This window comes from Candidatus Kaelpia imicola, from assembly GCA_030765505.1.
Lineage (GTDB): Bacteria > Omnitrophota > Gorgyraeia > Kaelpiales > Kaelpiaceae > Kaelpia > Kaelpia imicola.
Genome location: JAVCCL010000001.1, coordinates 51,661 through 77,481 on the forward strand (window position 1 = coordinate 51,661; position 25,821 = coordinate 77,481).

Genomic DNA, 25,821 nt, shown 5'->3' on the forward strand with positions numbered 1-25,821 from the left:
GTTATTTATTATCGTAGAATAGAGTCTCCCTGTCGGATAGTCTGCCTTTTTCTATTAGCTCATCTATTAAAGTTTGTCTAACAGTATCTTTTTCATTTTCATAATAGCTTCTCGTAGCTGTTTTTAAATTAGAGAGTATGGATAAAAATATTAACAGAGATGTTATTAAGACCGATATTTTTAAAAAACTATCTTTTTTCATAACACTCAATCTTACACTGTATGCATTCTGGGTCTTTAGAGTTATTATTTTGTAATTCACAATAGCTGAATCTTTTTTTAAATATTTTATTAAATAACGAGATTTTATTAAACATTGATAGTAATGCTCCAACAACACAGAAATATCTGCACCAGAATCTCGGTATAAATAGCGAGAAGAGCAACGCTATATATAATAATAAACTATTAAATCCAGGTTTTGAGAATATTGAAGTTAATCGAGATAGTGGCTCTTGTTGAAAAATATAATTATTCTTTGTTATAGAGAATAATATTATTACTATTGAGAGTAGAATATATTTTATATACCTGATCTTATTATCTAGCTCTTTAGAAGGTTTGACTTCTATTTTTTTTATGTTTAACAACTTCTGCAAAGCTCCAAAAGGGCAAAGAAATCCACAATATATCCTTCCGTATATTAATGCTAATATAAAAGGCATAAAAGTTATGGTCCAAAGAGAGAGGTTTTTGATAGAGGGTAAATTTAGATTTAATATATTAAATATATGAAATAGAGATAGCTGTAACTGTAATATTAATCCCAATATTATTACAACCAGCAACTGGTATAATATCTCTATCTTTGAGTTTAGACTTCTATGGAAGATATAGAGACCAGTCAGTATAAAAAGTATAAATATAATACTTTTAAGTATTTCAGTTAAAGGTGGTGTTAAATCTATTTGAGGCTCTTTTTCAATAAAATCTTTTGATATCTTTTGAGCGGTTTTCTTGACCGTTTCAATTATAGCTTTTGATGTATAGGTTGCAGAGGTCACAGCATCTATATCGTTTATTCTATAAAGCTCTGTTAATAATCTACCTTTAAAGCTATTAAGCCAGGGTTCTACTCTTTTTAAATAACTGGGCGTCTCTTTAGGATCAATTATTTTTAAATCTATTATCCTGTAATTACTATCTGTTCTGATCTCTATATCAACCAATCCAGCAAAACCTTTAGATGATACACCTAATTCTCTGGAATTAAATATGTGGTATCTCTTCTCTTCTCTTTTTTCTTGGATTCTAATAGAGGTTGCTACTCTATTGTCTTCTGCAATGTAAGGTCTGCTTTTGATGTAGCTTGACCCTATTAACACTAATAGAGATATTCCAAATAGGAAATAGGATGTCTTTATATAAGGGAAAGATAATCTACCTAAACTGAATATACGTTTTTTTAATATTCTAGCGTTTGTTCCCAGTTTAATCAGCAATAAGATAACAAAGGTTAAAATGCTTAAGAAGAGCAGTGTTTTAGATATGCCCAGAAGAGGTATCAATATTATTCCTGTTATAGTTGAACCGATTGCCGCACCCCAGTGATCTAGCGATTGAAGTATACCTGCTAAACTAAGTAAACTCAGTTGCTTGTTTTCTAAAACCCTGGCTGTCAATGGGTAGGATGCCCCAGTTAGTATGCCTGAGAATAGAAAGAGAGATGAAAATATCGGTATAGATAGTTGATAGGAGAGGTTATTTATTACCTCTTTGAATAGATAAAAACTAAATAGATATATCAGCAGTTGTATTGATAGTATCAATATTATAATTTTAAATGGCTCTGTCTTATCAACAATTTTTTTAATAGAGAGACTGCCTATCGCCAGCCCCAACATAAAGAGGCTGCTTAATAACCCTATATAGATATATATGGTTCCGAAGATGTTCTGGAATAGAAATAGCAATACTATATGATAGATAAAAGCAGAAGACCCAGAAAAAAGCTGGTAGAGTTTAGCATTAAATACGGCTTCTACTTGAGGTTCGTTAGCTATAAATTTAAGGTAGTGTACTCTTAAGATAAAAAATATTAAAATTGCTATAAAGAATAAAGGGAATCCGTATATAAACAGTAATTTCATTGTTTGAGTAATTTTTAAACCGCTATATTCTGTAAAGACCAATAGATTTAGAAAATAAGATAAAGGTTTTTTGTCCGAATTGATTAAAAGATTATAAGTACTATTTTGATAGCTATCTTTTATAAATTGTACCCGGTCTTTATCTATAAGGCTATAGAAGCTCTCAGGAGAGAAGGTATAGTCATCTGGAATATATATCAGCCCTCTCCTGTAGAGTTCATCGGCTGATTGAGTGATATTAGAATTTCTTGAGCCTGCAAAAAACCATAAATTATCTCCTGGGATGAGCACAATCTTTTTAAATTCCGTTTGCAGGGTATGGTAGATTGAAGAGCCATAATTCTTTAGCTCCTTTGATAGAAAGTTCTCAGCAGAAGTTATCTTTACTGCAACGCCACCGTTATTTTTAAGGTTATCTTTAAGCAATCTGTAAAACTCTTCTGTATAGAGTTTATTTGCATAGGCGCTTGATGGTTCAGGTTCGTTGATTATTATAAGGTCATATCTCTCTTTATGTTCTTTGATGTAGTTTCTGGGGTCTTTGAAGATAAACTTAACTTTTTCTTCTTTAAATATTCTCTCTATCTCAGGTGGAGCGTGTCTTTTTATAAAGTCAAAATAGTCGCTATCTTTATATACATTGACTATCTTTTTAATATTAAAATCTAAGAGAGACTCTATCTGATTTTCAAAACCTTCGCCCAGTATCAGAATATCTTCAGGCATATCTAACATTGCAATAAAGAGGCTTACACTCTCTTGGGATGATATCTTATCAGGTAAGGTTTGGATTGCCTCTCCGTTTGACAGGAGTATTATTTTCTCTTTGTATCTACCGATGCTTATCTGTTGATAGGGAGTATCGATTGTTTCGATTAATTCTGCATCTGGAATAATCTGTTTAAAGCGTATATCGTTAAGATACTTTTCAAGAGGTTTTTGATAGATAAATAGTAGAGAGAATAATATCAAAGATAGAGAAGATAGAATTTTATTTGTTTTAGTTTTTCTATAGATACTTTCAAAGCTCGTTATAATAGCAAAAAGAAGACAGCAAGTTATTAAAATTATTGTTGCGGGGAATAGATTTATCAGAAGTAACGTTATTAAGATTCCGGCTATTACACTGCCCAGAGATTCAAATATATAGGCATCTGAGATTATGTTTTTAGATGATTTTTTATGGTTTTTTAATAGTTGGCAGCCGGATGTAAATAAGATACCTGTGAATAAAGCTAGAGGTCCATTAAATAGGATGCTTAAGGGTATGGCTTTCTGGAGTGGAAATAACTCCCAAGCTTCTATAGATGCAAGGGGTTTAAAGAAACGAAAGAGCAGGAATTGAAAGATTGCAAGAAAAGGGTAGAGCTTCAGTAGTTTAGGAAACAGTTTTGATATTTTTTGATATTTTCTTGTTAAAGTTGCTCCAATCGCAATCCATAGAAACCAGGAAGCGTAAAATATTCCTATTGAGAGCTCATTTCCGTTAAATGATACCAGGTATTCTCTTAAGAGTATTGTCTGCAAAAGGATTGTGAATGCTCCGAGTGCAAAAAAGATGATTTTATAGATACTTTTTTTCATTCTTCGGAGAAGACCTCAGCTTGAAATACTTCAAAGCTTGTACCTTCTTTATAGGCGTGGGGTGAGAGCCCAGCTTTATAGGAGAGATGAGAGAGGGTGGTATCTAAGTCCCAGCCTTGTTCTGGTGCAACTTGAGGCAAGAAGACTGCGCCTCTTGAACCTTTCTTTAATAATATCCCATCTCTACCTATTACTATATCTTTGTAATCATCTATTTTCCGGGGCGGTGTTAGGGCAGATATCTCTATCTCGATTTTATCCAATTCCCCTGCTGTAACTTGAGTAAATCTAAAGTCATTGACTGCTGCATCAATTGTTCTTTCAATTACGACTTGATATAGATGTTTTCTTGGAAGTATCTCGCCAATACAACCTCTGAGCTGCCCTTTTTTGTGCAAGGTTACAAATGCCCCGCGGTTCTTTTTGAGGTTCTCTGTCAGTTTAATTCCTAGATCCTCTATCTTTGGAATCTTTTTCTCTCTGATATAACTCTCCAAGACTGCGCGGGATAGTTTAAGTAAAGATTTCTTCTCCTCTTCTGTCAATCTGTTTTCTGGTATGCCTTCATTTAGATCAGAATTGTTATTGTAAAACCCTATAGTTACATAGCTTATAGAGGTTGAGAAATCACCGGTCATCTCACCCAAAGTGTCATAGCGTATAACTCTTGCTTTAGTATCTTTAGGTAACATTGAGAGTAATATTGCTATCGGGATACGTCCGCATATAGTTGCCTGGGTCTTCTGGATATATTTTAGAAAGCCATTATGATCTAAGTTTTCTATTTTCTCTATAGCTCCATAGTCCAACCTTCTTATATTCTCTTTTATATTGTCATTAAACGGAACATAATCGTAGCGATAGCCGTAATGAGTGAAATCAGAACTTATTATAAATATTGAATCTCCAGAGACATAATTTTTTAATATCTCTGCTGCCTTCTCTACTCTTTCTATGTTTAACTGTCCTACTACTATAGGGATTATTTTAAAGTCTGAGAGAATGACCTGTAGAAAAGGAATTTGTAACTCTATACTGTTCTCATTATAAAAAGCCTCATCAGTTGCTTGGAATATTTCTGTTTCAAGTAGCTCTTCTTTAATTTTTTTATCTATCTCTATTTTGCCCAGAGGTGTTTTAAAATAATCGCTTTGAGGCAGTATAAGTTTATCTGTATGTAATCTATGAGATGGGCCAAGTATAAATACATATTTAATTTCTCTAGATAACAGTTCTTTGTATCCATAAGCAGCTGTCTGTCCAGACCAAGCTAGACCTGCATGAGGTTCTATTAATGCAATAGGCCTCTCGCAAGGCGTGGTCTCTACTTTATCTAAGAAAGAGTAAACCATATCTTTGAGTTCATTTGGTTCCTCAGGATACCAGCCGTGACAGCTGGCATTTAATGTCTTTGCATCTGTTTCTTTTGACATGGTATTTACCCCCAGTAATAATATTAGGATTATAAATATCTTCTTCATCCTGCCAGATTATGTTTTAAATATATATCTTTTTTAGACAATACCCTTCTTCTCATTTTAGATATAGAAGAGTTCTCTCTACTCCATTTAATCGGAATAAAGCTTAAAATAATAGTCAAAAAAAGAAATTTAGTGCTTAAGGCCAAGAATCTCTTTCTCGTTATCTCTGAATGTAATAAATTTTCTAATTTAGATGTCAGTGTTTCTATGCTTCTATACATTATCTCTCCACTCTCCTGCAATTATTTCTAAGCAATTAGGGCATTTATTATCTTCTATCTTATAATTTATTATTTTGTAACCTGCTCTTTCAACCAATAGATTGTTACAATTTGGACAATAAGTGTTCTCTTCTTTTACTCCATATACATTGCCTATATATACATACTTGAGTCCGATATTCCGGGCTATTGAGTGGGCTTTTTTGAGCATCTCATACTGTGTGACAGGGATATTTTTCATCAGATAGTGAGGTTGAAATCTAGAGAAATGTAAAGGGGTATCTGCTCCGAGGTTCTCTTTTATCCAGAGAGCCATTCTCTCTATCTCTTTTGGATCATCATTCAATGTGGGTATTATCAGATTTGTTATCTCAAGCCAGAGGCCGATCTCTTTTGCTATTAAGAGTGCATTTAAAACCGGCTTTAGAGTACCGGTTGTTATCTTTCGATACATTTCATCATTAAAGAATTTTAAGTCTATGTTGGCTGCATCTATATAGCGGTATAGTTTACGCAGTGGTTTCTCATTACAATATCCTGCAGTTACAAGTACATTCTGTAAGCCGTAAGAGTTAGCTATTATAGAGGTGTCCAAGGTATACTCATAGTAGGATAGTGGTTCGGTATAAGTATAAGCTATCATATTAGAACCATTCTTTCTTGTTAGGGAGACTACATCCTGGGGCTGTAGTGAATAAGAAGGTATATCCTCAGGATTACTTTGAGATATCTGCCAGTTCTGGCAGTTTTTGCAGTGTAAGTTACAACCTGCGGTTGCAATAGATAGTATCTTTTCTCCGGGATTAAAATGAAAGAGTGGTTTCTTCTCAATGGGATCCATATGTATTGAGCAGGGCCGGCCATAAGTAAGCAAGATCAACTTACCGTTCTGATTGTAACGGACCTTGCAATCCCCTCTTGAGCCGGGTTTTATCAAGCATTGTTTAGGGCAGAGTTTACACTGAACAGTATTCATAGGATTATTGTATTAATATAGTAAATTATATTGAATTCTTTACACTGCTGCCACTATAATCTACGGTAATGAAGAGATTAGGTATTATATCTGTTTTTCTTCTGCTCTCAGGTTGTGTTACAACTGGGCCTCCGGTCTATAAGGGGGAGATCTATCAGACTCAGGAAAAGCTTAAAGTCAAAGTCTTAAAGTATCAACTTGAAAAAGAGAGAGATGTCGTGGCAGTGGGCTATGAGCTTCTCAAGGCTTTGCCGGATAACGGTAAAAGTTTCCCCTATCTAGGTGCTCGTTTTATTAAAATTGATCAATATTCAAAGGAACTTTTTAATATTGTAAATAATTATGGTATTACAGTTGCTTATGTAGTTAAAGAGTCTCCGGCGGATAAAGCTGGAATAAAGAGAGCGGATGTTATCAAAAAGATTAACGGACGCATTATAAATACAGAGAGAGATTTAAAATATACTTTGAATAATTTAAGGCCTGGAGAGAAGTTGGATTTTGAATTGATAAGAGCTCATAATCTCATAAGATCAACAGTTATCTTAGAGAGAGTTGGACTTGATATAAATTTTGGTATGTTGAACGAAGAGTCTGTTAATGCCGGGGCATCGTTGAAGGAGGTGGTCGTGACATATGGCTTAATGAGGTTTATTGAATCGGAAGATGAGCTAGCTATTATTTTAGGTCATGAACTTGCTCATATTGTCCGAGGCCATATTGGGAAACGCATCGGAACCGATCTTTTCTCCGTTTTGCTGGGAGTAGCAGCTGGATATGGAGCAGAGAGTATATCTCCTGGTAGCGGTGATGTTGTAATGCGAGGTATTGGCGGTGCATTCAGCAGCTTGTATTCCCGGGAGTTTGAGAGAGAAGCCGACTATTTTGGTGTTCTTTATGCTTATAAGGCAGGTTATGATGTCAGAGCCGGAATTGATATCTGGGAGAGATTTGCTATAGAGATGCCTGAATCAATGGTTCGAGATTTCTACAGTAGCCATCCTACTTCAACAGAGCGGTTATTAAGGATAGAGAAGATTGTAAGAGATTTAGAAGAGGGCAGGATTACTGTTGATTAGCGCTGCCATTTTATAGTTATATTGAACATTGTTTCTTGATAGAATATGGTTTAACTCAAAAGATTTATTTAAATTATGGAAGCATTAATCACAGTATTTTTTTTAATTTTGGTTTTAATTTCCCTTCTGTTTACTCTCTTTGGAAATTTTGGCAACCTGTTGATTTTGGTATTCTCTTTCATCTATTCTGCCCTAACAAGTTTTGAGATAATACTGCCCAAGGTTCTTCTGGCCCTGGCTTTGATATATCTAACAGGTGAGCTGTTTGAATATATATTTATAATACTTGGAGTTAGAATCTCAGGGGCTACCAAGAGGGCCGGCTGGGGGGCTATTATAGGCGGTTTAGTAGCGGTTGCTGTCTCACTTGCATTTTTGGGCGCAGGTTTTATTCCTTTGACAATAGCAGGAGTCTTCCTTGGGGCTTTCATTGTTGAACTTAAAGAGAAGAAAGATATATTTAAGGCTCTACGTGCAGGGTTAGGCTCTTTTCTGGGCAGGCTTGGAGCAGTAGTATTTAAGCTGATACTGGGTATTTTAATGATCTGTATCATAGTAGGTCATATCTTAAGTTACTTAAATATAATTTAATATCTGAAATATTTTTATGAAATGTGTAGTTTTTGATTGTGAGACTACGGGTTTAAGTTCTTATTCAGGTGATAAAATCTGTGAGATTGGAGCGATTAAGTTAAAGGGTGATAAGATTATAGATAAATATTGGCATCTGATCAATCCCGGAAGAGATATATCTTATGCAGCTTATATGGTAAACAAGATAACTCCAAGCATGTTAAGAGATGCTCCAACAATAGGGGAGATACTGCCGTCATTTTTAAAGTTTATAGAAGGTAATAAGCTTGCTGCCTATAATGCAGGGTTTGATATCTCTTTTCTGAATTCGGCGCTCCATGACTGCGGTTATAAAGATATCGATTCCAAGGAAGTCGTAGATATTTATATTTTAGCAAAGAAGATGTTGCCTGATTTAGACAAGTATCCTCTTTGGAATGTAGCTAAAAGTCTCCAGTTGCCAGTTATTGCGACTCACCGTGCTTTAGCCGATGCTCAGCTTACTGCAGATGTTTTTTTAAAGCTGATTGAAATGGGGGCTGATAAGTTTTTAAAGAGAGTATATTTAGATTATACTCAGAAGATAAAGGTTATTGAAAGTGCAATACGCAGTAAGCAGTCTCTTAAGATTAGATTTGCCAACAACAGCGGTAATATTTCAGAAAAGAATATAGTGCCTTACAGAATAAAAGAGCTTAATGGAGAAGAGGTTTTGGATTTTGAATCTGAATATCCGCCTAACTCTATAGCTTTACACCTTATTGAGGAAGCGGTGTTATGATTTTAGCTTCGATTACAATGCTCTCTATAGCGGTATTTTTTGCTTTTATTGTCTGGTTAGTCTATAAAAGATTTTGGATTAAGATTAACCCTGAACTAGAGAAAGCCATAGAGATGCTTACTGGTTTAAATTGCGGTGCCTGCGGTTTCTCCAGTTGTGAAAGTTTTGCCAGAGCTCTCTCTGAAAGTAAAGAGGTGCGATGTCCAATGCTTGATAGTGACAAGATGTCAAAACTCTGTAATATATTAGGAACTAAGGGCGTTGAATCAACTCTTAAGAGAGCCGTAGTGCTTTGCAAGGGTACTGATAAAGATAAGAAGTTTTATGCTCGGTATAGAGGGATAGAGAGTTGCCATGCTGCAAGTCTCAATGCTGCTTATCAGGGATGTAGTTATGGCTGCCTTGGTTTTGGCGATTGCAGCAAGGTCTGCCCTGTATCTGCAATATCGATAAAAGATGGTCTTGCTATTATTGATATAAACAGATGTATCGGTTGCGGACTCTGTATCAAAGAATGTTCCAGGGGTATTATTACACTTGTTGATTATAACGGAAAGTTTATTGTTTATGTAGCCTGTTCTAATAAAGATAGCGCTTTAGAAGTTAAGGAGGTTTGCAAGGTTGGCTGTATTGGCTGTAATCTATGTGTTAAGTTGTTATCTGAGGGTAGTTTTAAGATAGAAGATAACCTTGCCAGGGTGAGTTGTGGCGGTAACGGTTTGGATAGAGAGGAAGAGTATAAAAAAGTGATAGATAAGTGCCCTACGCATACTATAGAGATAGAATATTCAAAAAAGAGAGCAGGGATTTAAAATGAAAAGATTTGCGGTCTTTGTCTCAAGGGACGGCTCTAATTTAGAAGCAATAATAGAAGCGGTAAAGAGCAGGAAGATAGAAGCCGAACTCTCTCTCGTTGTCTCTGATAATGCTAGTGCCTATGCTTTAAAGAGAGCAGAGAGAGCAGGAATTGAAAGATTCTGCTTTGACCCTAAAGGCTATTGTAAGAGAGAAGATTATGAGGTTTTAATAATAAAAGAGTTAAAGAGAAAAGGCATTGATTTCATAGTACTTGCGGGGTTTATGAGGATTTTAAGTCCTTGTTTTGTTAATAGCTATAAGGATAAGATCTTAAATATTCACCCTGCACTGCTTCCCTCTTTTCCCGGAGAGCATGCTGTAAGAGATGCTCTAGAATCCGGGGTTGATAAAACAGGTGTAACAGTGCATTTTGTTGACGAAGGGGTTGACTCTGGACCGATAATAGTGCAAGATATAGAACCTATTAGAGTTGATGATACAGAAGATACTCTAATAGAGAGATTACATAAGATTGAACATAGGTTATATCCTGAAGTAATAGATCTCTTTGCCAGAGGAAGAGTTTTAGTAGAAGATGGAGATGTTGAAATTATAGCTAAAGGAGAATGAGATGAAAATCAAAGAGATTAAAGCGCGTGAGATTTTAGACTCACGAGGTAATCCGACAGTTGAAGCAGATGTTATCTTAGAGGATGCTACCATAGGCAGGGCAGCTGTACCTTCGGGTGCTTCAACAGGAGAATATGAAGCATTAGAGTTAAGAGATGGAGATAGCAAAAGGTATACAGGTAAAGGAGTACTTAAAGCCGTAGACAACATTGTAAGTCAAATTGCACCTGCACTTATTGGTAAAGATGTTGAAAATCAAAGGGAGATCGATAATATTATGCTCTCTCTCGACGGCACAGAAGAGAAAAAGAATTTAGGAGCCAATGCGATACTGGCTGTATCTATGGCTTCTGCTAAGGCTGCAAGTATTAGCTTGAAGAAGCCGCTCTATGAGCATATTCACCAAGGCGGCGAGCTTCTTCTTCCTGTACCTTTAATGAATATAATAAATGGCGGCCAGCATGCCGACAACAATCTTGATATTCAAGAGTTTATGATAGTTCCGGTTAATTTTCCTACATTTAAAGAGGCTTTACGTGCTGGAGCCGAGGTCTTTCATTCATTGAAGAAGATATTGAAATCCAGAGGTCTCTCTACTGCGGTTGGAGATGAGGGGGGAGTTGCGCCTGATTTAGACTCAGATGAAGAGGCATTGAAGGTTATTATGGAAGCAATTGACGGAGCAAATTATAAGGCAGGAGAAGATATCTTTATAGCTCTGGATGCTGCGTCCTGTTCTTTCTATCGTGACGGAATCTATAAATTCCGCGGCGAGAGTTTGACAGCAGAAGCGATGGTCGAATATTATAAGAGTATAGTCAGTAAGTATCCTATAATCTCAATAGAGGATGGATTGGATGAGAATGATTGGGAAGGCTGGGAGGTATTGAGTAAAGAGTTGGGCGAAAACTTACAGCTTGTTGGAGATGATCTTTTTGTAACAAACGCAAAGAGGCTGCAGAGAGGAATAGATAGAGATATTGCTAATGCAATATTGATAAAAGTAAATCAGATAGGTACTCTTACAGAAACAATAGATACTATGAGACTTGCTAAGGACTCTGGCTATAATAGAATTGTATCACATAGGTCTGGTGAGACTGAAGATACCTTTATATCTCATCTTGCCGTTGCAACTTCTGCAGGTCAGATAAAGACAGGTTCTTTATCTAGATCTGAAAGAATAGCAAAATACAATGAGTTGCTTAGAATAGAGGAAGAGTTGTCTGGTAAGTCAAAGTTTGCAGGAGTATTATGGTTAGAAGGGCTAAAAAAAGGTTTTTGCAGGGTCTAGGCCTGATTTTATTACTGGGATTGGTATATTATCCCGGGTATAAAAAGGTTCAGGAAGCGAAGATGCGGAATAGGGTTCTGAAAGAAGAGCTCTCTTCGTTGTCTGCAAGAAATAGAGAGCTTGAGAAAAAGCTTGAACTTTTGGAAAACGATGTGGTATATATAGAGAAACGTGCTCGAGAGGAGTTAGGAGTGGTAGGTGAGGGAGAGATAATTTACGATTTTGTGCCTAAAGATGAATAAAAATGATCGCGGGGTGGAGCAGTCCGGTAGCTCGTCGGGCTCATAACCCGGAGGCCGCAGGTTCAAATCCTGCCCCCGCAACCACCTTTCATTTACTTGACATAATTTTATGAATATGGTAGTTTTTAAAATTACCTTTATATTAAGGCAATGAAAACATATATGAAAAGAAAAGAAGATGTGGTGAGTAGGAAATGCTACCTTGTTGATGCCGAGGACAAAATATTGGGTAGACTTAGTACTGCTATAGCTAAACTGCTGATGGGTAAAGACTCTCCGGATTACACCCCTCATGTTGATTCTGGGGCTACCGTGATTGTAGTAAATGCTGAAAAAGTTAAGCTTAGCGGTAAAAAATCTATGACTAAGAGTTACCAGAGCTATAGCGGTTATCCTGGAGGGTTAAAAGAGACCAATATAAGAGATATGCTTGTCCGTAAACCTGGATATGTTATAAGACATGCTGTTAAAGGCATGATATCTAAAAATAAGCTCTCAGCGCGTAGGATGGCTAGGCTTAAGGTCTATAAAGGGTCTGAACATCCTCATAGAGCTCAAAATCCGATACCTTTGGAGGATTAAGTATGGCGAATACAGAAGTCCAAAAGATAAAAGTGCTTGCGACTGGTAAGAGAAAGACTTCGGTAGCCAGGGTACACCTAAAAGAAGGTAGCGGTAAGATTATTGTAAACGGTAAAGGGCTTAGCGAGTATTTTCCAAGATTACTATATAGACAGCAGGTAACGGCACCCCTAGAGGCAGTCGGAGCTTTAAAGAGGTTTGATGTAAAAGCGAAGGCAGAAGGGGGAGGACTTACCGGGCAAGCTGGAGCTGTTGGTTTGGGTGTTGCACGGGCGCTTGTTCTCTATGATGAATCACACCGAGTGCTATTAAGAGAGAAAAACCTCTTAACTCGCGATCCCAGAATGGTAGAGAGAAAAAAATACGGACTTAGAAAAGCAAGACGGGCGCCTCAGTATTCGAAACGTTAGTCTAATTCGAAAAGAACAGTTCCGCCGTCGATCTTAATGATTCTTAATCTCTCCTTATTTTTGTTTATCCAAGGATAGATATATTTTATCATCTCAGAGTTAAGTCTATCAGCCAATATATGGGTTACCCCTTTTTTTTCTATATGAGTTGTTATCTTTTTCATGTCGTAGCTATAAGGTATATAGGTGCCTTTTCTTGATGAGAGCATATATATTAAGGCAGTATTTTTAGATAGTATTACAGATTCTTGAGAAGTATTCTCTTTAATCCAACTGCTTAATTGAACTACTTCATTGACCTCTGCCGGATATATCTTATTTACGGTTATTTCAAGTAACAGTTCTTTAAGCCCGGAGTAAAGGATGGATAGTATAATCGTTAGGTATATTATTCTTTTGATAGTTGAGGGGATTCTTATGATCAGCGATTTGAGTCCCCAATATAGGTAGATAAGTATTATAAATAAGATAGGATATATAAATCTTGTGCTTTGCCATGGCCAGACAATAAAGAAAAAGAGATAAGTAGCAAAAAAAACAAAGAAGCTCTTTTTATAAAAATTAGGTTTTATGCTATATATACCCGAACATAGTAATGTCCAGAACAATGTTGCATAGAGCAATATTCCCGAAGAGGGAAGATTAAATATTTCTCTGGGTATATTTAGAAAATAAAATTTAATATTATCTATTACTCTGGCTATTAAACATTCAATATCGATATATCCTTGTTGAGGCGTAAAATCATCTTTGTATAAAAGATATTTAATATGGTAAAGATTGTTTTCTGGAGCTGTTCTTGATTGAATGATATATATGGTTATTATGGTTATTGTAGTTAAGATTGCCGTAGTTATGAAAAGGTTTCGATCTTTTTTGGCGTAGCTATAGATAAAGAGAGGTACCAATATGATAATGCCTATCGTACGAGTGAATATCAAAGAATACATTGTTGCCAAAAGTAGCCCCAAATATATTTTTTTATCTTTTTGGAAGTATCGGTTTAGCAACCATAAAGATAATAATAAAAAAAACATAAAAGGAGCTTCCGTAAGTATTTTATTGCTAAATCTAATAAAGATAGGCATGCTCATTAAAGATACTGAAAGCAGGAGCGCCTCTTTTTTGTTAAATAATTCTAAGGTTAAACTAAAAAACAGTAATATAGATAAGAGGCTGAAAACAAGCATAAGTATTTTTAATGGATAAGGGTTTAAACCAAATATTTTTATTAAAGGAGCTATGATGTATGGAAATATATAGTTATTATAAAAAACAGGATTATTATCTATTTCAGATATTGTTCTATAACCGTTACCGGATGCTATTGAATCTGCTGTTGTTATATATCTTGGACTATCAAAAGATATTTCTATGGCTGGGTCTACAAGCATTGCTCCGTAGAGAAGGATAAAGAAAAGGATGAGAAATCTTTTCATCTAATTGGAGTAATAGATGAACATTGAAAATAGGCTGCTGGTTAACTTATCTCGAGTACTCTCTCTATGCATTTAATAAGCTCTTCCGGTGTTACTGGCTTGGCAAGGAAAGTTCTTCCCCCTATGGTTCCGTAGTGGGAGTCAACCTCTTTTTTGCGTGTTAGGGCTGTCACGAATACGATAGGAATGTTCTTTGTAATTTCGTCTTTTAGGAGATGTTCTGCAACCTCTGAGCCATCCATAACAGGCATTAGAAGATCTAGCAGTATAAGGTCTGGTTTTTCTTCTTTTGCTATCTCTATTCCTTCAGTACCGCTAATTACTGTTGAGACTTCAAATTTACCAGTATCTTCCAGATTCAGTTTCACAAAATGACAAAAATCTTCTTCGTCATCGATTAAAAGTATTTTTTTACTCATCTCTCTCCTCCTTTTTAAACCGGCAGTTTAATTCTTACTTCTGTGCCTTCCCTGTATTTACTCTTTATATCTATTGTACCATGATGCCTTCTTATTATACCTCTAGTTACCGGGAGCCCTAATCCGGCTGACTCTCTACTTCTTTTAGTAGTGAAGAAAGGATCAAATATTTTGTCGAGATTATCTTCCGAGATTCCGCAACCATTATCATTAAATATTATTTCAACAAAGTTCTGTTTATCTTCAGTTGTTTTATCAACAGATATATTTAAATTACCCCCGTCTCTCATAGCGTCCACAGCGTTCATGACTATATTTAAAAAAACCTGCTTCATCGGGTTTTCGTCTATATTTACCTTGGGTATCCCAGGGGTGAATTTTGTTTCTACTGTTATACTCTTAATGTCCATCTGATATTTTGTTAGAGATAGGGTCTCTTTAACAAGGTACACAATATCCGATTTTTTAAATTTCGGAAATGCCGGCTGTGAATAATCTAAAAGATCTATTATTATCTTATCTGCTCTTAAGGCAGCCTTCTTTATTCTATCCGCTGCATCTATTAGCTTGGGGTCGACAGAAATTTTCTTAAGATATTCAATCCCTTGGATAATAATAGTAAGAGGGTTTTTAATTTCATGGGCAACACCTGCAGATAGTTGGCCTAAAGATGCCATCTTCTCTGCTTGGACAAGTTGGTTTTGCGCTTCTTTTAAATCATCTATCATTTTGTTGAAGGCATTTGCTAAATCGCCAATTTCATCCGTTGATTTTATAGATACCTTTTTTTCAAATCTACCTTTTCCTATCTCTAAAATATTATCTCTTAATTTGGATAGAGGCGTTGTTATCGTATCCCTGAAATAAATCACACTAAACAATATTAGAAGTATATTGATAAATAATCCTCCCAGTGCTATCACATAGAGGAGATATTTTGTCCTCTCTTGGCCTGAGCGCATCATTAATATTTCTTCGTAAACAAATTGATGAAATTTCTCAGAGATCATTAAAGTGTTGGATAGCTTAAACTCTAGTTTTTTAAGTAAGGCTTCGGTTTCAAACAGAGGCCTATCTTCCTCTATATTAAATATTTCAAAGGCAATTTTCTTAGCCTGAGCATATTCTGTTGTGACATAGTTTAAAAGCTGTCTGCCTTCAATTTTGCCTATTTCAAGCTGATATGTTTTATCCAGGAGTTCTTCTACATTGATACTTGTTTGTTGGAAGCTGTTCTTCTTCTGGTTAAAATCTTCAGTTGGTATTATTAGTTGTGCAAAAGAACGCTCTAAGTTTTTCGCTAAATTGAGTATCTCGATATCATTCTGTAGTTCCTCAATGTAGTATTCATGGTGGTTGGCGATATATATGTAGCTAATTGTAATAATTGCTATTTCAATGATGAAGATAGTGAAGAAAATTCCAAATTTAAAACTTAATTTAATTCGCATTTCTTATATTTACAATATGTACAATAATATAAACTAAACTATTATATACCTTTATTTTATTTCTTCAAAATGTAAAATGTATATAAGGCTATGTTGCTTGAAATAATTTCTTTTATCTGGTATAAGGATAGAACCCTAATATCGGGGTGTGGCTCAGCTTGGTTTAGAGCGCCTGGTTTGGGACCAGGAGGTCGGGAGTTCGAATCTCCCCACCCCGATTGCAATATTATAGAATAGAGCTACAATATGTTAAATATGCGCCTGTAGCTCAATCGGATAGAGCATCTGCCTTCTAAGCCGAACCAGCCCATTTCCCTAACCCTTTGATTTAACTGTAAATGTATTATCTATCAAGTAATTGTCCCAAAATCCAAAGTACACTGAAGTACATTGACGTACATCTAAATTGTCCCCAGATTGTCCCCCAAGGAGAGGCTATGATGTATGCCATAAGTAATAAGATTTTGTCGTAGTTACTAAATAAGGAGCTGGCGAAGGTTGATTGGGTAAGTGTATTAATAATTGTTTAAGCAACGTTTATACTTGTAGCTTTAGTGATCCAAGCCTATCCATAACTAGAGAATCTGTTATTTTTTAATTTTGTTATTGACAACTATAAATTAGGTGTATAATTACGCATTAAATTTAACTTATACTTAAATATGTCAAAATTTAGTTTTATAGGGTGTATTGAAATTAAAGAATTGCTTGGTAAGAGAGCAGGGGATGAATTAAAGCTGCTTGAATACATCGAGGAAGTCTCTCTAGATTGCATATATTATCATACTCATAGTTATTTTTTAAGGCATTATTATCTTGCAGGATCTTATCCCAATGATTTTGCTAATTGGGTTGCAATTCAAGTAAGAGATAGAGTTTTAGGTGAAAAACTGGCCTCCGTAACCCCCCATGGATTTAAAAGCTTAGAAGATGTAAGAGCAGAGTTAATAGAGATTATAGATAGGCATTTATCTTCAATTGAAATAATACCCCGAGTTGTATATGGTGAATCTTTTTATTTTATGAAGTCTAGAATAATTGAAATTCCCATAGGTGTTGAAGTGAATAATTTTGAAGAGTTTAAAGGTGTTTTAAAAACAGTAGATGCAAGTTCCATTTATTACCATATTTTTGAGTCAAGATTGAGAAATAAAAAAGGTAGTAGTGATTTTGCAATCTGGCTTAAAGATGAGTTAGGTCTAAATGTGCTCGCTGAACAGATTGAATTATTAGATTGTTATATGTATAGTTTGGAAGATCTAAGATCTAAATTGATAGATTTATGCAATCAAGTCGAAGAATAGATTATGAATGATAAATTGACAATTGAATTATATAAAGATATAGCTCCAGCCGGTACGGTTGATTTAATTAAGAGGCTTGTAGAAAAATTACAAGGTAAGTCTGTTTTACATGTTAATTCTACTCGTTTAGGTGGTGGTGTAGCTGAAATGTTATTGAGGCTTGTACCTATGTTTAATGAGCTTGGAGTAAAATCTAATTGGGATGTGGTAAAAGGTTCAGACCTTTTTTATAAAACAACGAAATGTTTTCATAATGCTCTGCAGGGAGATGAGCAGAATATAACTGCAGATATGTATGAAGAATATCTAAGAGTCAACAGGGAGAATGCAGATAATATGAATTTTAATGATGATATAATTGTAATACACGATCCTCAACCAGCAGCGTTTATAAAAAATAGAAACAATAGTTCGAAATGGATATGGAGATGTCATATAGACATATCAAGGCCACAGAGAAAAGTATGGCAATTTTTAAAAGAGTTTGTAAATAGTTATGATGCAGCTATATTCTCTTTACCCAAGTTTGCACAGAATATTAATATTCCGCAGTTTTTGATATATCCATCAATAGATCCGTTAAGTGATAAAAATAAAGAGATTTCTCGTAAGGAGATTAATCAGGTATTAAAAAAATTCAACATTCCTATGGATAAGCCCATTATTTTACAGGTATCGCGGTTTGATAAATTTAAAGATCCTATAGGAGTTATTAAGGCGTACCAAATGGTTAAAAAATTTAATGATTGCTACCTTATTCTTGCTGGCGGAGGGGCTAGCGATGACCCTGAAGGTCAAGAGGTTTTGAATAGAGTGTACGAGGAAGCATCTCATGACAAAGACATATATGTTCTGGATTTACCACCAGATGCAAATATAGAAATAAATGCATTGCAACGGTCTGCCTCTGTAGTATTGCAAAAATCTACAAAGGAGGGATTTGGCTTAACTGTTGCCGAAGCTATGTGGAAAGGAAAACCTGTTATAGGAGGCGCTGTAGGTGGTATTGCAACTCAAATAGTTTACGGGATAACTGGATTTACTGTTAATTCCATAGAAGGTTGTGCTTATAGGATACGTTATCTTTTAAACAACCCTGTGATTGCCAAAAAAATAGGTAAAGATGCTAAAGAGTATACAAGGAGAAATTTTTTAATAACAAGACATATGTTGGATTATATAGCTCTTATGTACTCTGTTTTGAACGGAAAATAAAGAATGAGTGAAGAAATAAAGAAAGCCCAAGCAAGATAGGGGAGAGCGTAAAAAGTGGCTAGGAGTATGAGTGTTATTATTGGAGTTCCGTGCCTCCGGTAAGCCTAACAATTTTCTCCAATTTTCGTCTACTGTAAGGTAGTTTCAGTTTTAATTTAAAAGTATAAGATTGAAATTCCCTTTTCTTTATGTTATTAAATTACAATGCGCCTGTAGCTCAATCGGACAGAGCATCTGCCTTCTAAGCAGAACCAGCCCAATTCCCTAACTCATTGATTTAACTGTAAATGTATTATCTATCAAACAATTATCCTAAAATCCAAAGTACACTGAAGTACATTGACGTACATCTACGTACATTTAAATTGTCCCCATATTGTCCCCAGGGTAGAGGGTGGTGTACTTGCTAAAGCTTTGCTCTAACAATAATTCAGAGTAACAGTTCAGCTATCAAAAGTAACTCATCCCTTTTAATATAGCACTATATCTTTAAACCCTCCTTTTGCCACTCTGTAATAGCTCCGTAATAGTGCTTGACAGAGCCTATCTTTTAGACTATAATCTGATATGTTGATATGATATCAGATAAGGTAAAGCTTATGGATGAAAAGAAGATACTTAAAGAACGCCGTAAGATATATGGTCAAATGCCCATGGTTGAGGAGTCTATCCGCGGTTCATTAGTTGTAATGAGAAGAACCTGCGGGAAAGCTAATTGCCGCTGTCAAAAGGGCCAAAAACACAGAGCAATGTACTTATCTCAAAGTCACAACGGTAAGACACGCATGATATATATCCCGAAGAACATGGAAAAGAGGGTGGATCAGTATATTAAGAATTACCAAAAGATAAAAAGTGTTTTGAACCGCTTATCAGATATTAATATAAAATTGCTTACCAAAAGGTAATAGAGGATGAGTAAAAAGAATCTTTACAAAAGGCTCTTAGAACTTGAAGAAGAGAATAAAAGACTAAAAGAAGAGAATGCATATCTAAGATTTGAATTGGAAGAGTTCAAATCCAAAAGATACAAATCCAATAAGGAAAAACCGCCTGACCATGGAGGACCCAAACTTCAGCCTAAGAAAAAAGGCGGTTTGTTTGGTCATATAGGCTGGTTCAGGAAGAAGCCTCAAAGAATAGATAGAATCGAAGAAGTAAAGATAGATAAGTGTCCAGAGTGCGGTTCTATTGAGATAACAGAATGTAAAGCTATAGAAGAACACCTACAGGAAGATATTCTGATACCTATAGTCCAGGCAACACTTTACCGTAAACACAAATATTACTGCAGGAATTGTAAGAAAATAGTCGTCGGTAAAGGCAGAGCTGAACTCCCTAAAAGCTATATAGGCCCAACAGCAAAGTCATGGGCAGTCTTTTTGAAATACGCAGTCAAGGTATCTGATAGAGATATTAAAAATATATTCCAGAAGATGTTCAATTTAAGAATAGCAGACTCTTCTTTATCGGGTTTTAGAGACCAGCTGAAACGAGAGGCGTTTCCGATATATAAGAAGCTGCAGAAGGCATTGAAACAAGGCAGCTTTATACACGCCGATGAGACAGGCTGGAAGGTAGAAGGAGAGAAGCACTGGCTCTGGAAGTTCTCCAATAAAAAGATATCTCTAACTCACATAGACAGAAGCCGCGGACAGAAGGTTGTTGAGGATATTGTAGGCAGGGAATATGACGGCATAATAATATCGGATTTTTTATCTGCATATAATAAGATTGCTGCTAAAGGGAAACAACGCTGTCTTGTTCATATCTTAAGAGATTTGAAGAAAGTAATCGAGTATTGGCATGACGATAAAGAGGTTCTAAGATACTGCAGGAGGCTTAAGAAGGTATTTGAAGATGCCATAAAATTATACGAAGAATACAGAGATAGAGAATGGGATCAGGATTACTATCGAAAAAGGATCTTGATCACCCAAAGGTTGAAAGACTTCTGCTTCCCAAATCCCAACAAAAGAATATTGCAGAGATTTGTTAAAAGGCTTAATCGCCATAAAGATGAACTGTTTACCTTCTTATATGAAAAAGATATAGATTATCATAATAATCATGCCGAACAGCAGATAAGGCCTGATGTGATGAGCGACAATTATAATTACCGGCCAACGACAATTGAAATTCCCGAAAAATAGGCTGGAGATGGTAATCTATTTAGACTAAAGATAAGGAGGTCTAAATGGTTACCGATCAACAGGTAAGGAGGTTGTTGTTACTCATGAAAAGCGAAAGAACTAAAGCAATAGCAGCGGCTAAGGCTGGCATGGACGAAAAGACTGCTCGAAAATACGTAAGAATAGGCAAACTGCCTAGTGAAATCGGGAAGAATCATAACTGGCAAACACGTCAAGATTCGTTTGAGGCAGACTGGAAGCAAATAAAGGAACTTCTAAAAGCTAATCCCGGCTTGGAAGCTAAAACAATCTTTGAGTATTTACAGCGAGAGAAGATAGGCGAATATCAAGATGGCCAGTTACGAACGCTTCAACGCAGAGTAAAATACTGGCGGGCCACTGAAGGACCGGCCAAAGAAGTATTTTTCCCTCAGGTACACCGACCGGGAGAATTATCAGAGTCTGATTTTACACATATGGAAAAATTAGGGATAACTATTCAAAGAGAACTGTTTGAGCATTTACTTTACCATTTTGTATTAACCTATTCAAATTGGGAAACTGGTACAGTATGTTTTTCCGAAAGTTTTGAAAGCTTATCTGCTGGATACCAAAACGCGGTTTGGGAATTAGGCGGAGCAACTAAAAAACATCGTACTGACCGAATGAGTTCAGCGGTAAATAAAGACTGTAATCCGGAGAAATTTACCAAAAGGTATAAATCTTTGTTACGTCATTATAGAGTTGAGCCTGAACGTACTAATCCTGCCCGGGCTAATGAAAACGGCGATGTAGAACAGCGGCATTACCGGTTTAAAAAAGCCGTAAGTCAGGCATTAATGTTACGCGGCAGCCGTGATTTTAATTCACGACAGGAATATAAACAATTCCTGCGTAGAATATTTGAGCAGCTGAATGCCGGACGGCAAAAGAGATTAGAAGAAGAACTCACTGTGCTGCGGCGTCTTCCTGCAAGGAAATTAGATGACTATAAGCCTTTGGAGGTTACAGTAAGCCCTTCAAGCACCATTCATGTCCAACATAACACCTATTCTGTCCATAGCCGGTTGATCGGCGAAAGAGTTATAGTTAAAATTTATGTGGATTATTTGGAAGTCTGGTATGCTCAGCGTAAGGTAGAACATATCCCCCGCCTGCGGGGAGAAGGCAAATACCGTATATACTACCGGCATATCATAGATTGGCTGGTACGCAAACCGGGAGCGTTTGAAAACTATCGTTATAAGTCAGAAATGTTCCCTTCGAGCTATTTTAGGATGGCATACGATTATTTGAAGCGTGAGAATCCTCTTAGAGCCAATAAAGAATATGTAGCTGTACTTTATATGGCTCATAAAGAAGGAGAAACCCGTACAGAGTCAGCTATACGGCATCTTTTATCTCAAGAACAGCCTCTCTCAGCTGAAAACATGCGGCAGGCAGTAATTAGAGAGAATAAAATACCTCTGGTTACTGACATAGTCATAGACGATGTCTCTCTAAAAATTTACGATGAACTTTTAAACATTAGAGAGGAGGTAACTGTTTATGGATAAAAGCACACAATCCCGGTTACACGGTTATTTAGACGAGTTACGTTTGACCACAACTCGGAAACGTTATTCTGATATCGCTCAGAAGGCACGTAAAGATATCTGGGGATATGAAGAATATCTGTTAAGCGTAGTTCAAGAGGAAAGCGAAACCAGAAGAGCTAAGCGTATAGAACGTCTATTACGCCAATCCGGCTTGCCTCTTGAGAAAAGTTTAGACACCTTTGAACTAAAACGCCTGCCAAATAAGGTCAGACAGCAGCTAAATGTACTTCTGGAAGGCAGATTCCTTGACTATAGCGAAAACATTCTGATATTTGGCAATCCCGGCAGTGGAAAAACTCATTTAATTTGTGCTGTAGGCCAAGAGCTTATTCGGCAGGATAAACGAGTTTATTTTATTACTTGTGCCCTGCTGTTACAGGAATTGCTGGCAGCTAAACGTGATTTGAAACTGCCGAAGCTATTTAAAAAACTAAACCATTATCACGCTATTATTATTGACGATATCGGTTATGTACATCAGGCTAAAGAAGAAATGGAAGTATTATTTACGCTTTTGGCCCAACGCTATGAGCAAGGCAGCGTTATGATTACCAGCAATCTGCCTTTTTCCAAATGGGAAAAAATATTCAAGGACCCTGTAATGACTGCTGCGGCTATTGACCGTATCGTGCATCATAGCATTATCCTTGAACTCAATATACCGAGTTATCGTATGGCTATGGCTAAAAACCGGAAAATTCAAGAAAGGAGGTAATTTTTTTTAACTCAGGCATCGGGAAAAATAATTGTCGTTGAAGGGAAAAAATAGTTGACGTCCATCACTGATGTGATATTTAGAAAGATCACATTCCAGAATAGGTCATGCAGAGGAGCAGAAAACCACAGTATCCTCATGAGCATACTGCAGACAGCAAAATTGAACGGATTAGACCCCATAAAAACTTTTGAGAAAATATTGCTCTGCACTGACAAGCTGTCTATCTTAAAACCTGCCTTTGAAAAACTGACGCCTGCTTACCATGATATTTCAATACTGCAGAAGGTATTTTCACTACCGCCTAAGACCAAAGATATGCAGTTAACTACAGCAGCCCCTCCTTAAACATTATCATTATTTTTGTAATTTAGGTTAAACCAGGATAAGATTGCTTCCCCCGAAACTTTGGAGCTGCAAAGAGAGCTGAGTTATTCTCTGCGGATAGCTGAACTGTTACAATTCAGATGTTATTTTTGTACTCAGTTTGTAAAATAGTTTAATAAGTGGTATAAATATAGATATGAAGATAAGAGGTAAAAATTTTATATTGCTATTATATGTGATGCCACTGTTTCTATTTATTTCTTTTATAAGCTCTACGCTTGAAGCAAGTTTTGTTCCTCAAGGAAATAAAAAGCCATTTGGGAAAATTGATTCAATTTTTATTCCAAACTCCAATCAAAACAATTTGTCCTATCCCAATTCTGTGGAATCAGAAGATGCTGATAACGCCCTGCAAGGTTCATCCACAATGGTTTCTGACATATGGATAAACAGCCTGCAGATCGAAGCCCTGAAACATTTGGATATAATGATTAGTGATTTTCAACCAGTCAATGAACGAATTGATTCTGCATTAAGACTTGTAGAATTGTTGAATCAAGATTTGTTGGAATATTCTTTAAATTTTACTTCTGAAAATGGAAAAAATATTATTTTAGGTCTCAGAAATTTTTGTATTGATAACACAACAAATGAAGAGCTTATTGAAAAAATTCCTATTGCATTAGAAAATATATTCCTCACAACACAGTATGAAGATATAGCTAAATTTGCAAACGATAGCTTGCTATATATGCAAAAAGAAGGCGTCGAGCTTTCTCAGTTTTTTGCTTTTGAAGCTTCTGAGTTTGCAAGGCCTTTGTTTACGGAAAGTGACAAAGGAATTTTACCAGAAATATCTAATTTGATATCAGGAGATAATATAAAACTTCATACAGAAGTCATCCAAGACATAAGAACCGTCGACAGTAATATTCCATCATTACAATCTGACATCAGCGATCAATATGAAAATACAATTGATTATTTATGGGAGTATCTAAGCGATTTAGGCATCGATGTAAAATTAGACCTTGCTCTATATGTAAATAACATCTTTGGAGAAATTTCTCCGCCTTTTGAGAATATAGTAGCTGTTATTCCAGGAGAAACTTATCCGGAGAAAAAAATAGTTATCTGCGCCCATTATGATTCTATAAATCATTCAGATGGAGGTATAGCCCCTGGGGCAAATGATAATGCCAGTGGTGTAGCAATAGCATTGGAAGTAATACGTGCTTTAAAAGATTCTAAAATTTTATTGGATTATACGGTTGAAATTGTTTTATTTGATGCTGAGGAAATAGGGAGTTATGGAAGCCAGGCATATGTGCGCCATAATCTAATAGAGGGTGAAGAGATAATCGGTGCAATAAATTTAGATTGCGTAGGTGTTTCATCAGAGGTGCTATCATTATATGGCAACAATTCATCAGAAATATTTTTAGAAACCGTTGCAGGCATTGCTAATGATTTTTATTCCGACCTTGAAATAACCACAAGCATAATTGATGAAGGTTGGAGCGATCAGGACAGCTTTTGGAATGACCCTAATATTTTGGAAACTTCTTATATAAGCAGAGGTTTTTATAGTGCAATCATGGCTGAAGGAAGATATGATAATATTATTGAGAGTATAATTCATTCTGCAGATGATAGAGTAGAGAATTTAGACTAATCTTATATGGAAGAAGTGGCTAAACTTATCATTACTGTGATTTCTGGACTAGCTAATCCTGTTGACATCCGATAGCCTAAGGCAGTTGCAGTTTTAATTTAATAGTATAAGATTGAATTTCATCTCTCTTTATGTTATTAAATTACCATGCGCCTGTAGCTCAATCGGACAGAGCATCTGCCTTCTAAGCAGAGGGTTGGGGGTTCGATTCCCTCCAGGCGTATATAGCATTAAATTATGGCGGGCGTAGCTCAGTTGGCAGAGCGCTTGACTGTGGCTCAAGTTGTCGCGGGTTCAAATCCCGTCGCTCGCCCCACCTATAAACCCCCTAAAGGTGAGGGAAAGTCAATAAAATCAAAGAGGAAGAGAAAAAGGAGGAAGCCTTCTTTATGATTTCATTTTTGTATCTCTTTGTATCTATTTGTATGTTTTTGGACACCAGATGGACACTATTTGGACACCGAGAGCAATTAGTTTTTTGCTTGAAGTAGCAGGTGCATAGTCGTAATGTATCTCTATGCCACAATGTAGTGGAAAGACAAAAATTGGTGATTTAATGCTGGCAACCCAAGAGAGGGTTGTTTTTTGTTATAAGGTGAGAATTTAAGCATGCTATTTGAGACTATTGCTGCTATGGAAGGGGATTATGATGATAGTAGTGGCAAGAGTAAAGTGGGTGTATTAAAAAAGGTAATTGGAGAGAAAGCTTTTGAACAGTATGTAAATAATCATCCAAAGAAATATGAATATTTGCTTATGTTGGATGTTGAAGTTGAATAAAATAAGTAATCTTTTAAAATATGTA

At 36.0% G+C, this 25,821-nt stretch carries 26 protein-coding genes and 4 tRNA genes; 22 read left to right on the forward strand and 8 right to left on the reverse strand.

What is annotated here, in order from left to right; translation table 11 throughout:
- Window position 1 precedes the first annotated feature (1 nt).
- The 5 genes from P9L98_00265 to amrS are packed head-to-tail and all read right to left on the reverse strand — an operon-like array spanning window position 2 to window position 6,352.
- Window positions 2-202: a hypothetical protein gene (locus P9L98_00265; protein ID MDP8215748.1), complete on the reverse strand. Its 201-nt coding sequence runs from the start codon at window positions 200-202 to the stop codon at window positions 2-4.
- Window positions 189-3,674 carry a 4Fe-4S binding protein gene (locus P9L98_00270; GenBank protein MDP8215749.1) on the reverse strand — a complete coding sequence of 1,162 codons (3,486 nt, stop codon included), beginning with the start codon at window positions 3,672-3,674 and terminating at the stop codon, window positions 189-191. The genes P9L98_00265 and P9L98_00270 overlap by 14 nt, the downstream gene beginning before the upstream one ends.
- Window positions 3,671-5,107 (reverse strand): AmmeMemoRadiSam system protein B, encoded by a 1,437-nt coding sequence (amrB, locus tag P9L98_00275; GenBank protein MDP8215750.1) that lies wholly within the window; start codon window positions 5,105-5,107, stop codon window positions 3,671-3,673. Before amrB ends, P9L98_00270 begins: the two co-directional genes overlap by 4 nt.
- 44 nt (window positions 5,108-5,151) lie before the next feature.
- Window positions 5,152-5,376: a hypothetical protein gene (locus P9L98_00280; GenBank protein MDP8215751.1), complete on the reverse strand. Its 225-nt coding sequence runs from the start codon at window positions 5,374-5,376 to the stop codon at window positions 5,152-5,154.
- Complete coding sequence (gene amrS, locus P9L98_00285; GenBank protein MDP8215752.1) at window positions 5,369-6,352, reverse strand: AmmeMemoRadiSam system radical SAM enzyme; 984 nt, start codon at window positions 6,350-6,352, stop codon at window positions 5,369-5,371. Before amrS ends, P9L98_00280 begins: the two co-directional genes overlap by 8 nt.
- Before the next feature lie 68 nt (window positions 6,353-6,420).
- Between amrS and P9L98_00290 the strand changes: the two genes are divergently transcribed.
- The 10 genes from P9L98_00290 to rpsI all read left to right on the forward strand — a co-directional run bounded on the left by P9L98_00290 (window position 6,421) and on the right by rpsI (window position 12,741).
- Window positions 6,421-7,431: a M48 family metallopeptidase gene (locus P9L98_00290; GenBank protein ID MDP8215753.1), complete on the forward strand. Its 1,011-nt coding sequence runs from the start codon at window positions 6,421-6,423 to the stop codon at window positions 7,429-7,431.
- A gap of 75 nt (window positions 7,432-7,506) precedes the next feature.
- Window positions 7,507-8,022, forward strand: coding sequence for a DUF456 domain-containing protein (locus P9L98_00295; protein MDP8215754.1), 516 nt, complete (start codon window positions 7,507-7,509; stop codon window positions 8,020-8,022).
- Between the two features lie 16 nt (window positions 8,023-8,038).
- A complete protein-coding gene (locus P9L98_00300; GenBank protein ID MDP8215755.1) occupies window positions 8,039-8,785 on the forward strand; it encodes a 3'-5' exonuclease in 747 nt (248 codons plus the stop codon).
- Complete coding sequence (locus P9L98_00305; GenBank protein ID MDP8215756.1) at window positions 8,782-9,597, forward strand: (Fe-S)-binding protein; 816 nt, start codon at window positions 8,782-8,784, stop codon at window positions 9,595-9,597. The genes P9L98_00300 and P9L98_00305 overlap by 4 nt, the downstream gene beginning before the upstream one ends.
- Window position 9,598: 1 nt before the next feature.
- Window positions 9,599-10,213: a phosphoribosylglycinamide formyltransferase gene (gene purN, locus P9L98_00310; protein MDP8215757.1), complete on the forward strand. Its 615-nt coding sequence runs from the start codon at window positions 9,599-9,601 to the stop codon at window positions 10,211-10,213.
- 1 nt (window position 10,214) lies between these two features.
- Window positions 10,215-11,507: a phosphopyruvate hydratase gene (gene eno, locus P9L98_00315; GenBank protein ID MDP8215758.1), complete on the forward strand. Its 1,293-nt coding sequence runs from the start codon at window positions 10,215-10,217 to the stop codon at window positions 11,505-11,507.
- Complete coding sequence (locus tag P9L98_00320) at window positions 11,468-11,749, forward strand: septum formation initiator family protein (GenBank protein ID MDP8215759.1); 282 nt, start codon at window positions 11,468-11,470, stop codon at window positions 11,747-11,749. Before eno ends, P9L98_00320 begins: the two co-directional genes overlap by 40 nt.
- Window positions 11,750-11,756: 7 nt before the next feature.
- Window positions 11,757-11,833: transfer RNA gene (locus P9L98_00325), tRNA-Met, on the forward strand.
- A 66-nt stretch (window positions 11,834-11,899) separates the two neighbouring features.
- Window positions 11,900-12,331 (forward strand): 50S ribosomal protein L13, encoded by a 432-nt coding sequence (rplM, locus tag P9L98_00330; GenBank protein ID MDP8215760.1) that lies wholly within the window; start codon window positions 11,900-11,902, stop codon window positions 12,329-12,331.
- A 2-nt stretch (window positions 12,332-12,333) separates the two neighbouring features.
- Entirely contained in the window at window positions 12,334-12,741 is a 408-nt protein-coding gene (rpsI, locus tag P9L98_00335) for a 30S ribosomal protein S9 (protein ID MDP8215761.1), read from the forward strand.
- On the opposite strand, the gene P9L98_00340 is transcribed toward rpsI, so the two are convergent.
- From P9L98_00340 to P9L98_00350, 3 genes are all read right to left on the reverse strand, one after another.
- On the reverse strand, window positions 12,738-14,135 hold the full coding sequence (locus P9L98_00340) for a glycosyltransferase family 39 protein (protein ID MDP8215762.1): 1,398 nt from the start codon (window positions 14,133-14,135) through the stop codon (window positions 12,738-12,740). The two genes, rpsI and P9L98_00340, sit on opposite strands and share 4 nt — an antisense overlap.
- An 86-nt stretch (window positions 14,136-14,221) precedes the next feature.
- Window positions 14,222-14,599: a response regulator gene (locus tag P9L98_00345; GenBank protein ID MDP8215763.1), complete on the reverse strand. Its 378-nt coding sequence runs from the start codon at window positions 14,597-14,599 to the stop codon at window positions 14,222-14,224.
- Between the two features lie 14 nt (window positions 14,600-14,613).
- On the reverse strand, window positions 14,614-16,050 hold the full coding sequence (locus tag P9L98_00350) for an ATP-binding protein (protein MDP8215764.1): 1,437 nt from the start codon (window positions 16,048-16,050) through the stop codon (window positions 14,614-14,616).
- A 142-nt stretch (window positions 16,051-16,192) separates the two neighbouring features.
- Here P9L98_00350 and P9L98_00355 point away from each other — a divergent pair.
- The 12 genes from P9L98_00355 to P9L98_00410 all read left to right on the forward strand — a co-directional run bounded on the left by P9L98_00355 (window position 16,193) and on the right by P9L98_00410 (window position 25,796).
- Window positions 16,193-16,268: transfer RNA gene (locus tag P9L98_00355), tRNA-Pro, on the forward strand.
- 444 nt (window positions 16,269-16,712) lie between these two features.
- Window positions 16,713-17,354 carry a DUF5752 family protein gene (locus P9L98_00360; protein MDP8215765.1) on the forward strand — a complete coding sequence of 214 codons (642 nt, stop codon included), beginning with the start codon at window positions 16,713-16,715 and terminating at the stop codon, window positions 17,352-17,354.
- Between the two features lie 3 nt (window positions 17,355-17,357).
- Complete coding sequence (locus P9L98_00365; GenBank protein ID MDP8215766.1) at window positions 17,358-18,569, forward strand: glycosyltransferase; 1,212 nt, start codon at window positions 17,358-17,360, stop codon at window positions 18,567-18,569.
- A gap of 575 nt (window positions 18,570-19,144) precedes the next feature.
- A complete protein-coding gene (locus P9L98_00370) occupies window positions 19,145-19,477 on the forward strand; it encodes a hypothetical protein (protein ID MDP8215767.1) in 333 nt (110 codons plus the stop codon).
- A 6-nt stretch (window positions 19,478-19,483) separates the two neighbouring features.
- Window positions 19,484-20,722, forward strand: a complete 1,239-nt coding sequence (locus P9L98_00375; protein ID MDP8215768.1) for an IS66 family transposase — start codon at window positions 19,484-19,486, stop codon at window positions 20,720-20,722.
- Window positions 20,723-20,805: 83 nt separating this feature from the next.
- Window positions 20,806-22,257, forward strand: a complete 1,452-nt coding sequence (gene istA, locus P9L98_00380; protein MDP8215769.1) for an IS21 family transposase — start codon at window positions 20,806-20,808, stop codon at window positions 22,255-22,257.
- The gene (istB, locus tag P9L98_00385; protein ID MDP8215770.1) at window positions 22,250-23,014 is read left to right on the forward strand and encodes an IS21-like element helper ATPase IstB; all 765 of its coding nucleotides are present in this window, start codon (window positions 22,250-22,252) and stop codon (window positions 23,012-23,014) included. Before istA ends, istB begins: the two co-directional genes overlap by 8 nt.
- A gap of 54 nt (window positions 23,015-23,068) precedes the next feature.
- Complete coding sequence (locus P9L98_00390; GenBank protein MDP8215771.1) at window positions 23,069-23,362, forward strand: hypothetical protein; 294 nt, start codon at window positions 23,069-23,071, stop codon at window positions 23,360-23,362.
- Window positions 23,363-23,537: 175 nt separating this feature from the next.
- Entirely contained in the window at window positions 23,538-25,016 is a 1,479-nt protein-coding gene (locus P9L98_00395; protein ID MDP8215772.1) for a M20/M25/M40 family metallo-hydrolase, read from the forward strand.
- A gap of 149 nt (window positions 25,017-25,165) precedes the next feature.
- Window positions 25,166-25,239: transfer RNA gene (locus P9L98_00400), tRNA-Arg, on the forward strand.
- Window positions 25,240-25,256: 17 nt separating this feature from the next.
- Window positions 25,257-25,332: transfer RNA gene (locus P9L98_00405), tRNA-His, on the forward strand.
- 293 nt (window positions 25,333-25,625) lie between these two features.
- Window positions 25,626-25,796 carry a hypothetical protein gene (locus P9L98_00410; GenBank protein MDP8215773.1) on the forward strand — a complete coding sequence of 57 codons (171 nt, stop codon included), beginning with the start codon at window positions 25,626-25,628 and terminating at the stop codon, window positions 25,794-25,796.
- Window positions 25,797-25,821: the final 25 nt, after the last annotated feature.

What these genes read in the sequence shown, in the direction of transcription:
- P9L98_00265 (MDP8215748.1), bottom strand. Translation starts at nt 202, where the DNA reads ATGAAAAAAGATAGTTTTTTAAAAATATCGGTCTTAATAACATCTCTG.
- P9L98_00270 (MDP8215749.1), bottom strand. Translation starts at nt 3,674, where the DNA reads ATGAAAAAAAGTATCTATAAAATCATCTTTTTTGCACTCGGAGCATTC.
- amrB (MDP8215750.1), bottom strand. Translation starts at nt 5,107, where the DNA reads ATGTCAAAAGAAACAGATGCAAAGACATTAAATGCCAGCTGTCACGGC.
- P9L98_00280 (MDP8215751.1), bottom strand. Translation starts at nt 5,376, where the DNA reads ATGTATAGAAGCATAGAAACACTGACATCTAAATTAGAAAATTTATTA.
- amrS (MDP8215752.1), bottom strand. Translation starts at nt 6,352, where the DNA reads ATGAATACTGTTCAGTGTAAACTCTGCCCTAAACAATGCTTGATAAAA.
- P9L98_00290 (MDP8215753.1), top strand. Translation starts at nt 6,421, where the DNA reads ATGAAGAGATTAGGTATTATATCTGTTTTTCTTCTGCTCTCAGGTTGT.
- P9L98_00295 (MDP8215754.1), top strand. Translation starts at nt 7,507, where the DNA reads ATGGAAGCATTAATCACAGTATTTTTTTTAATTTTGGTTTTAATTTCC.
- P9L98_00300 (MDP8215755.1), top strand. Translation starts at nt 8,039, where the DNA reads ATGAAATGTGTAGTTTTTGATTGTGAGACTACGGGTTTAAGTTCTTAT.
- P9L98_00305 (MDP8215756.1), top strand. Translation starts at nt 8,782, where the DNA reads ATGATTTTAGCTTCGATTACAATGCTCTCTATAGCGGTATTTTTTGCT.
- purN (MDP8215757.1), top strand. Translation starts at nt 9,599, where the DNA reads ATGAAAAGATTTGCGGTCTTTGTCTCAAGGGACGGCTCTAATTTAGAA.
- eno (MDP8215758.1), top strand. Translation starts at nt 10,215, where the DNA reads ATGAAAATCAAAGAGATTAAAGCGCGTGAGATTTTAGACTCACGAGGT.
- P9L98_00320 (MDP8215759.1), top strand. Translation starts at nt 11,468, where the DNA reads ATGGTTAGAAGGGCTAAAAAAAGGTTTTTGCAGGGTCTAGGCCTGATT.
- rplM (MDP8215760.1), top strand. Translation starts at nt 11,900, where the DNA reads ATGAAAACATATATGAAAAGAAAAGAAGATGTGGTGAGTAGGAAATGC.
- rpsI (MDP8215761.1), top strand. Translation starts at nt 12,334, where the DNA reads ATGGCGAATACAGAAGTCCAAAAGATAAAAGTGCTTGCGACTGGTAAG.
- P9L98_00340 (MDP8215762.1), bottom strand. Translation starts at nt 14,135, where the DNA reads ATGCTTGTAGACCCAGCCATAGAAATATCTTTTGATAGTCCAAGATAT.
- P9L98_00345 (MDP8215763.1), bottom strand. Translation starts at nt 14,599, where the DNA reads ATGAGTAAAAAAATACTTTTAATCGATGACGAAGAAGATTTTTGTCAT.
- P9L98_00350 (MDP8215764.1), bottom strand. Translation starts at nt 16,050, where the DNA reads ATGCGAATTAAATTAAGTTTTAAATTTGGAATTTTCTTCACTATCTTC.
- P9L98_00360 (MDP8215765.1), top strand. Translation starts at nt 16,713, where the DNA reads ATGTCAAAATTTAGTTTTATAGGGTGTATTGAAATTAAAGAATTGCTT.
- P9L98_00365 (MDP8215766.1), top strand. Translation starts at nt 17,358, where the DNA reads ATGAATGATAAATTGACAATTGAATTATATAAAGATATAGCTCCAGCC.
- P9L98_00370 (MDP8215767.1), top strand. Translation starts at nt 19,145, where the DNA reads ATGATATCAGATAAGGTAAAGCTTATGGATGAAAAGAAGATACTTAAA.
- P9L98_00375 (MDP8215768.1), top strand. Translation starts at nt 19,484, where the DNA reads ATGAGTAAAAAGAATCTTTACAAAAGGCTCTTAGAACTTGAAGAAGAG.
- istA (MDP8215769.1), top strand. Translation starts at nt 20,806, where the DNA reads ATGAAAAGCGAAAGAACTAAAGCAATAGCAGCGGCTAAGGCTGGCATG.
- istB (MDP8215770.1), top strand. Translation starts at nt 22,250, where the DNA reads ATGGATAAAAGCACACAATCCCGGTTACACGGTTATTTAGACGAGTTA.
- P9L98_00395 (MDP8215772.1), top strand. Translation starts at nt 23,538, where the DNA reads ATGAAGATAAGAGGTAAAAATTTTATATTGCTATTATATGTGATGCCA.
- P9L98_00410 (MDP8215773.1), top strand. Translation starts at nt 25,626, where the DNA reads ATGCTATTTGAGACTATTGCTGCTATGGAAGGGGATTATGATGATAGT.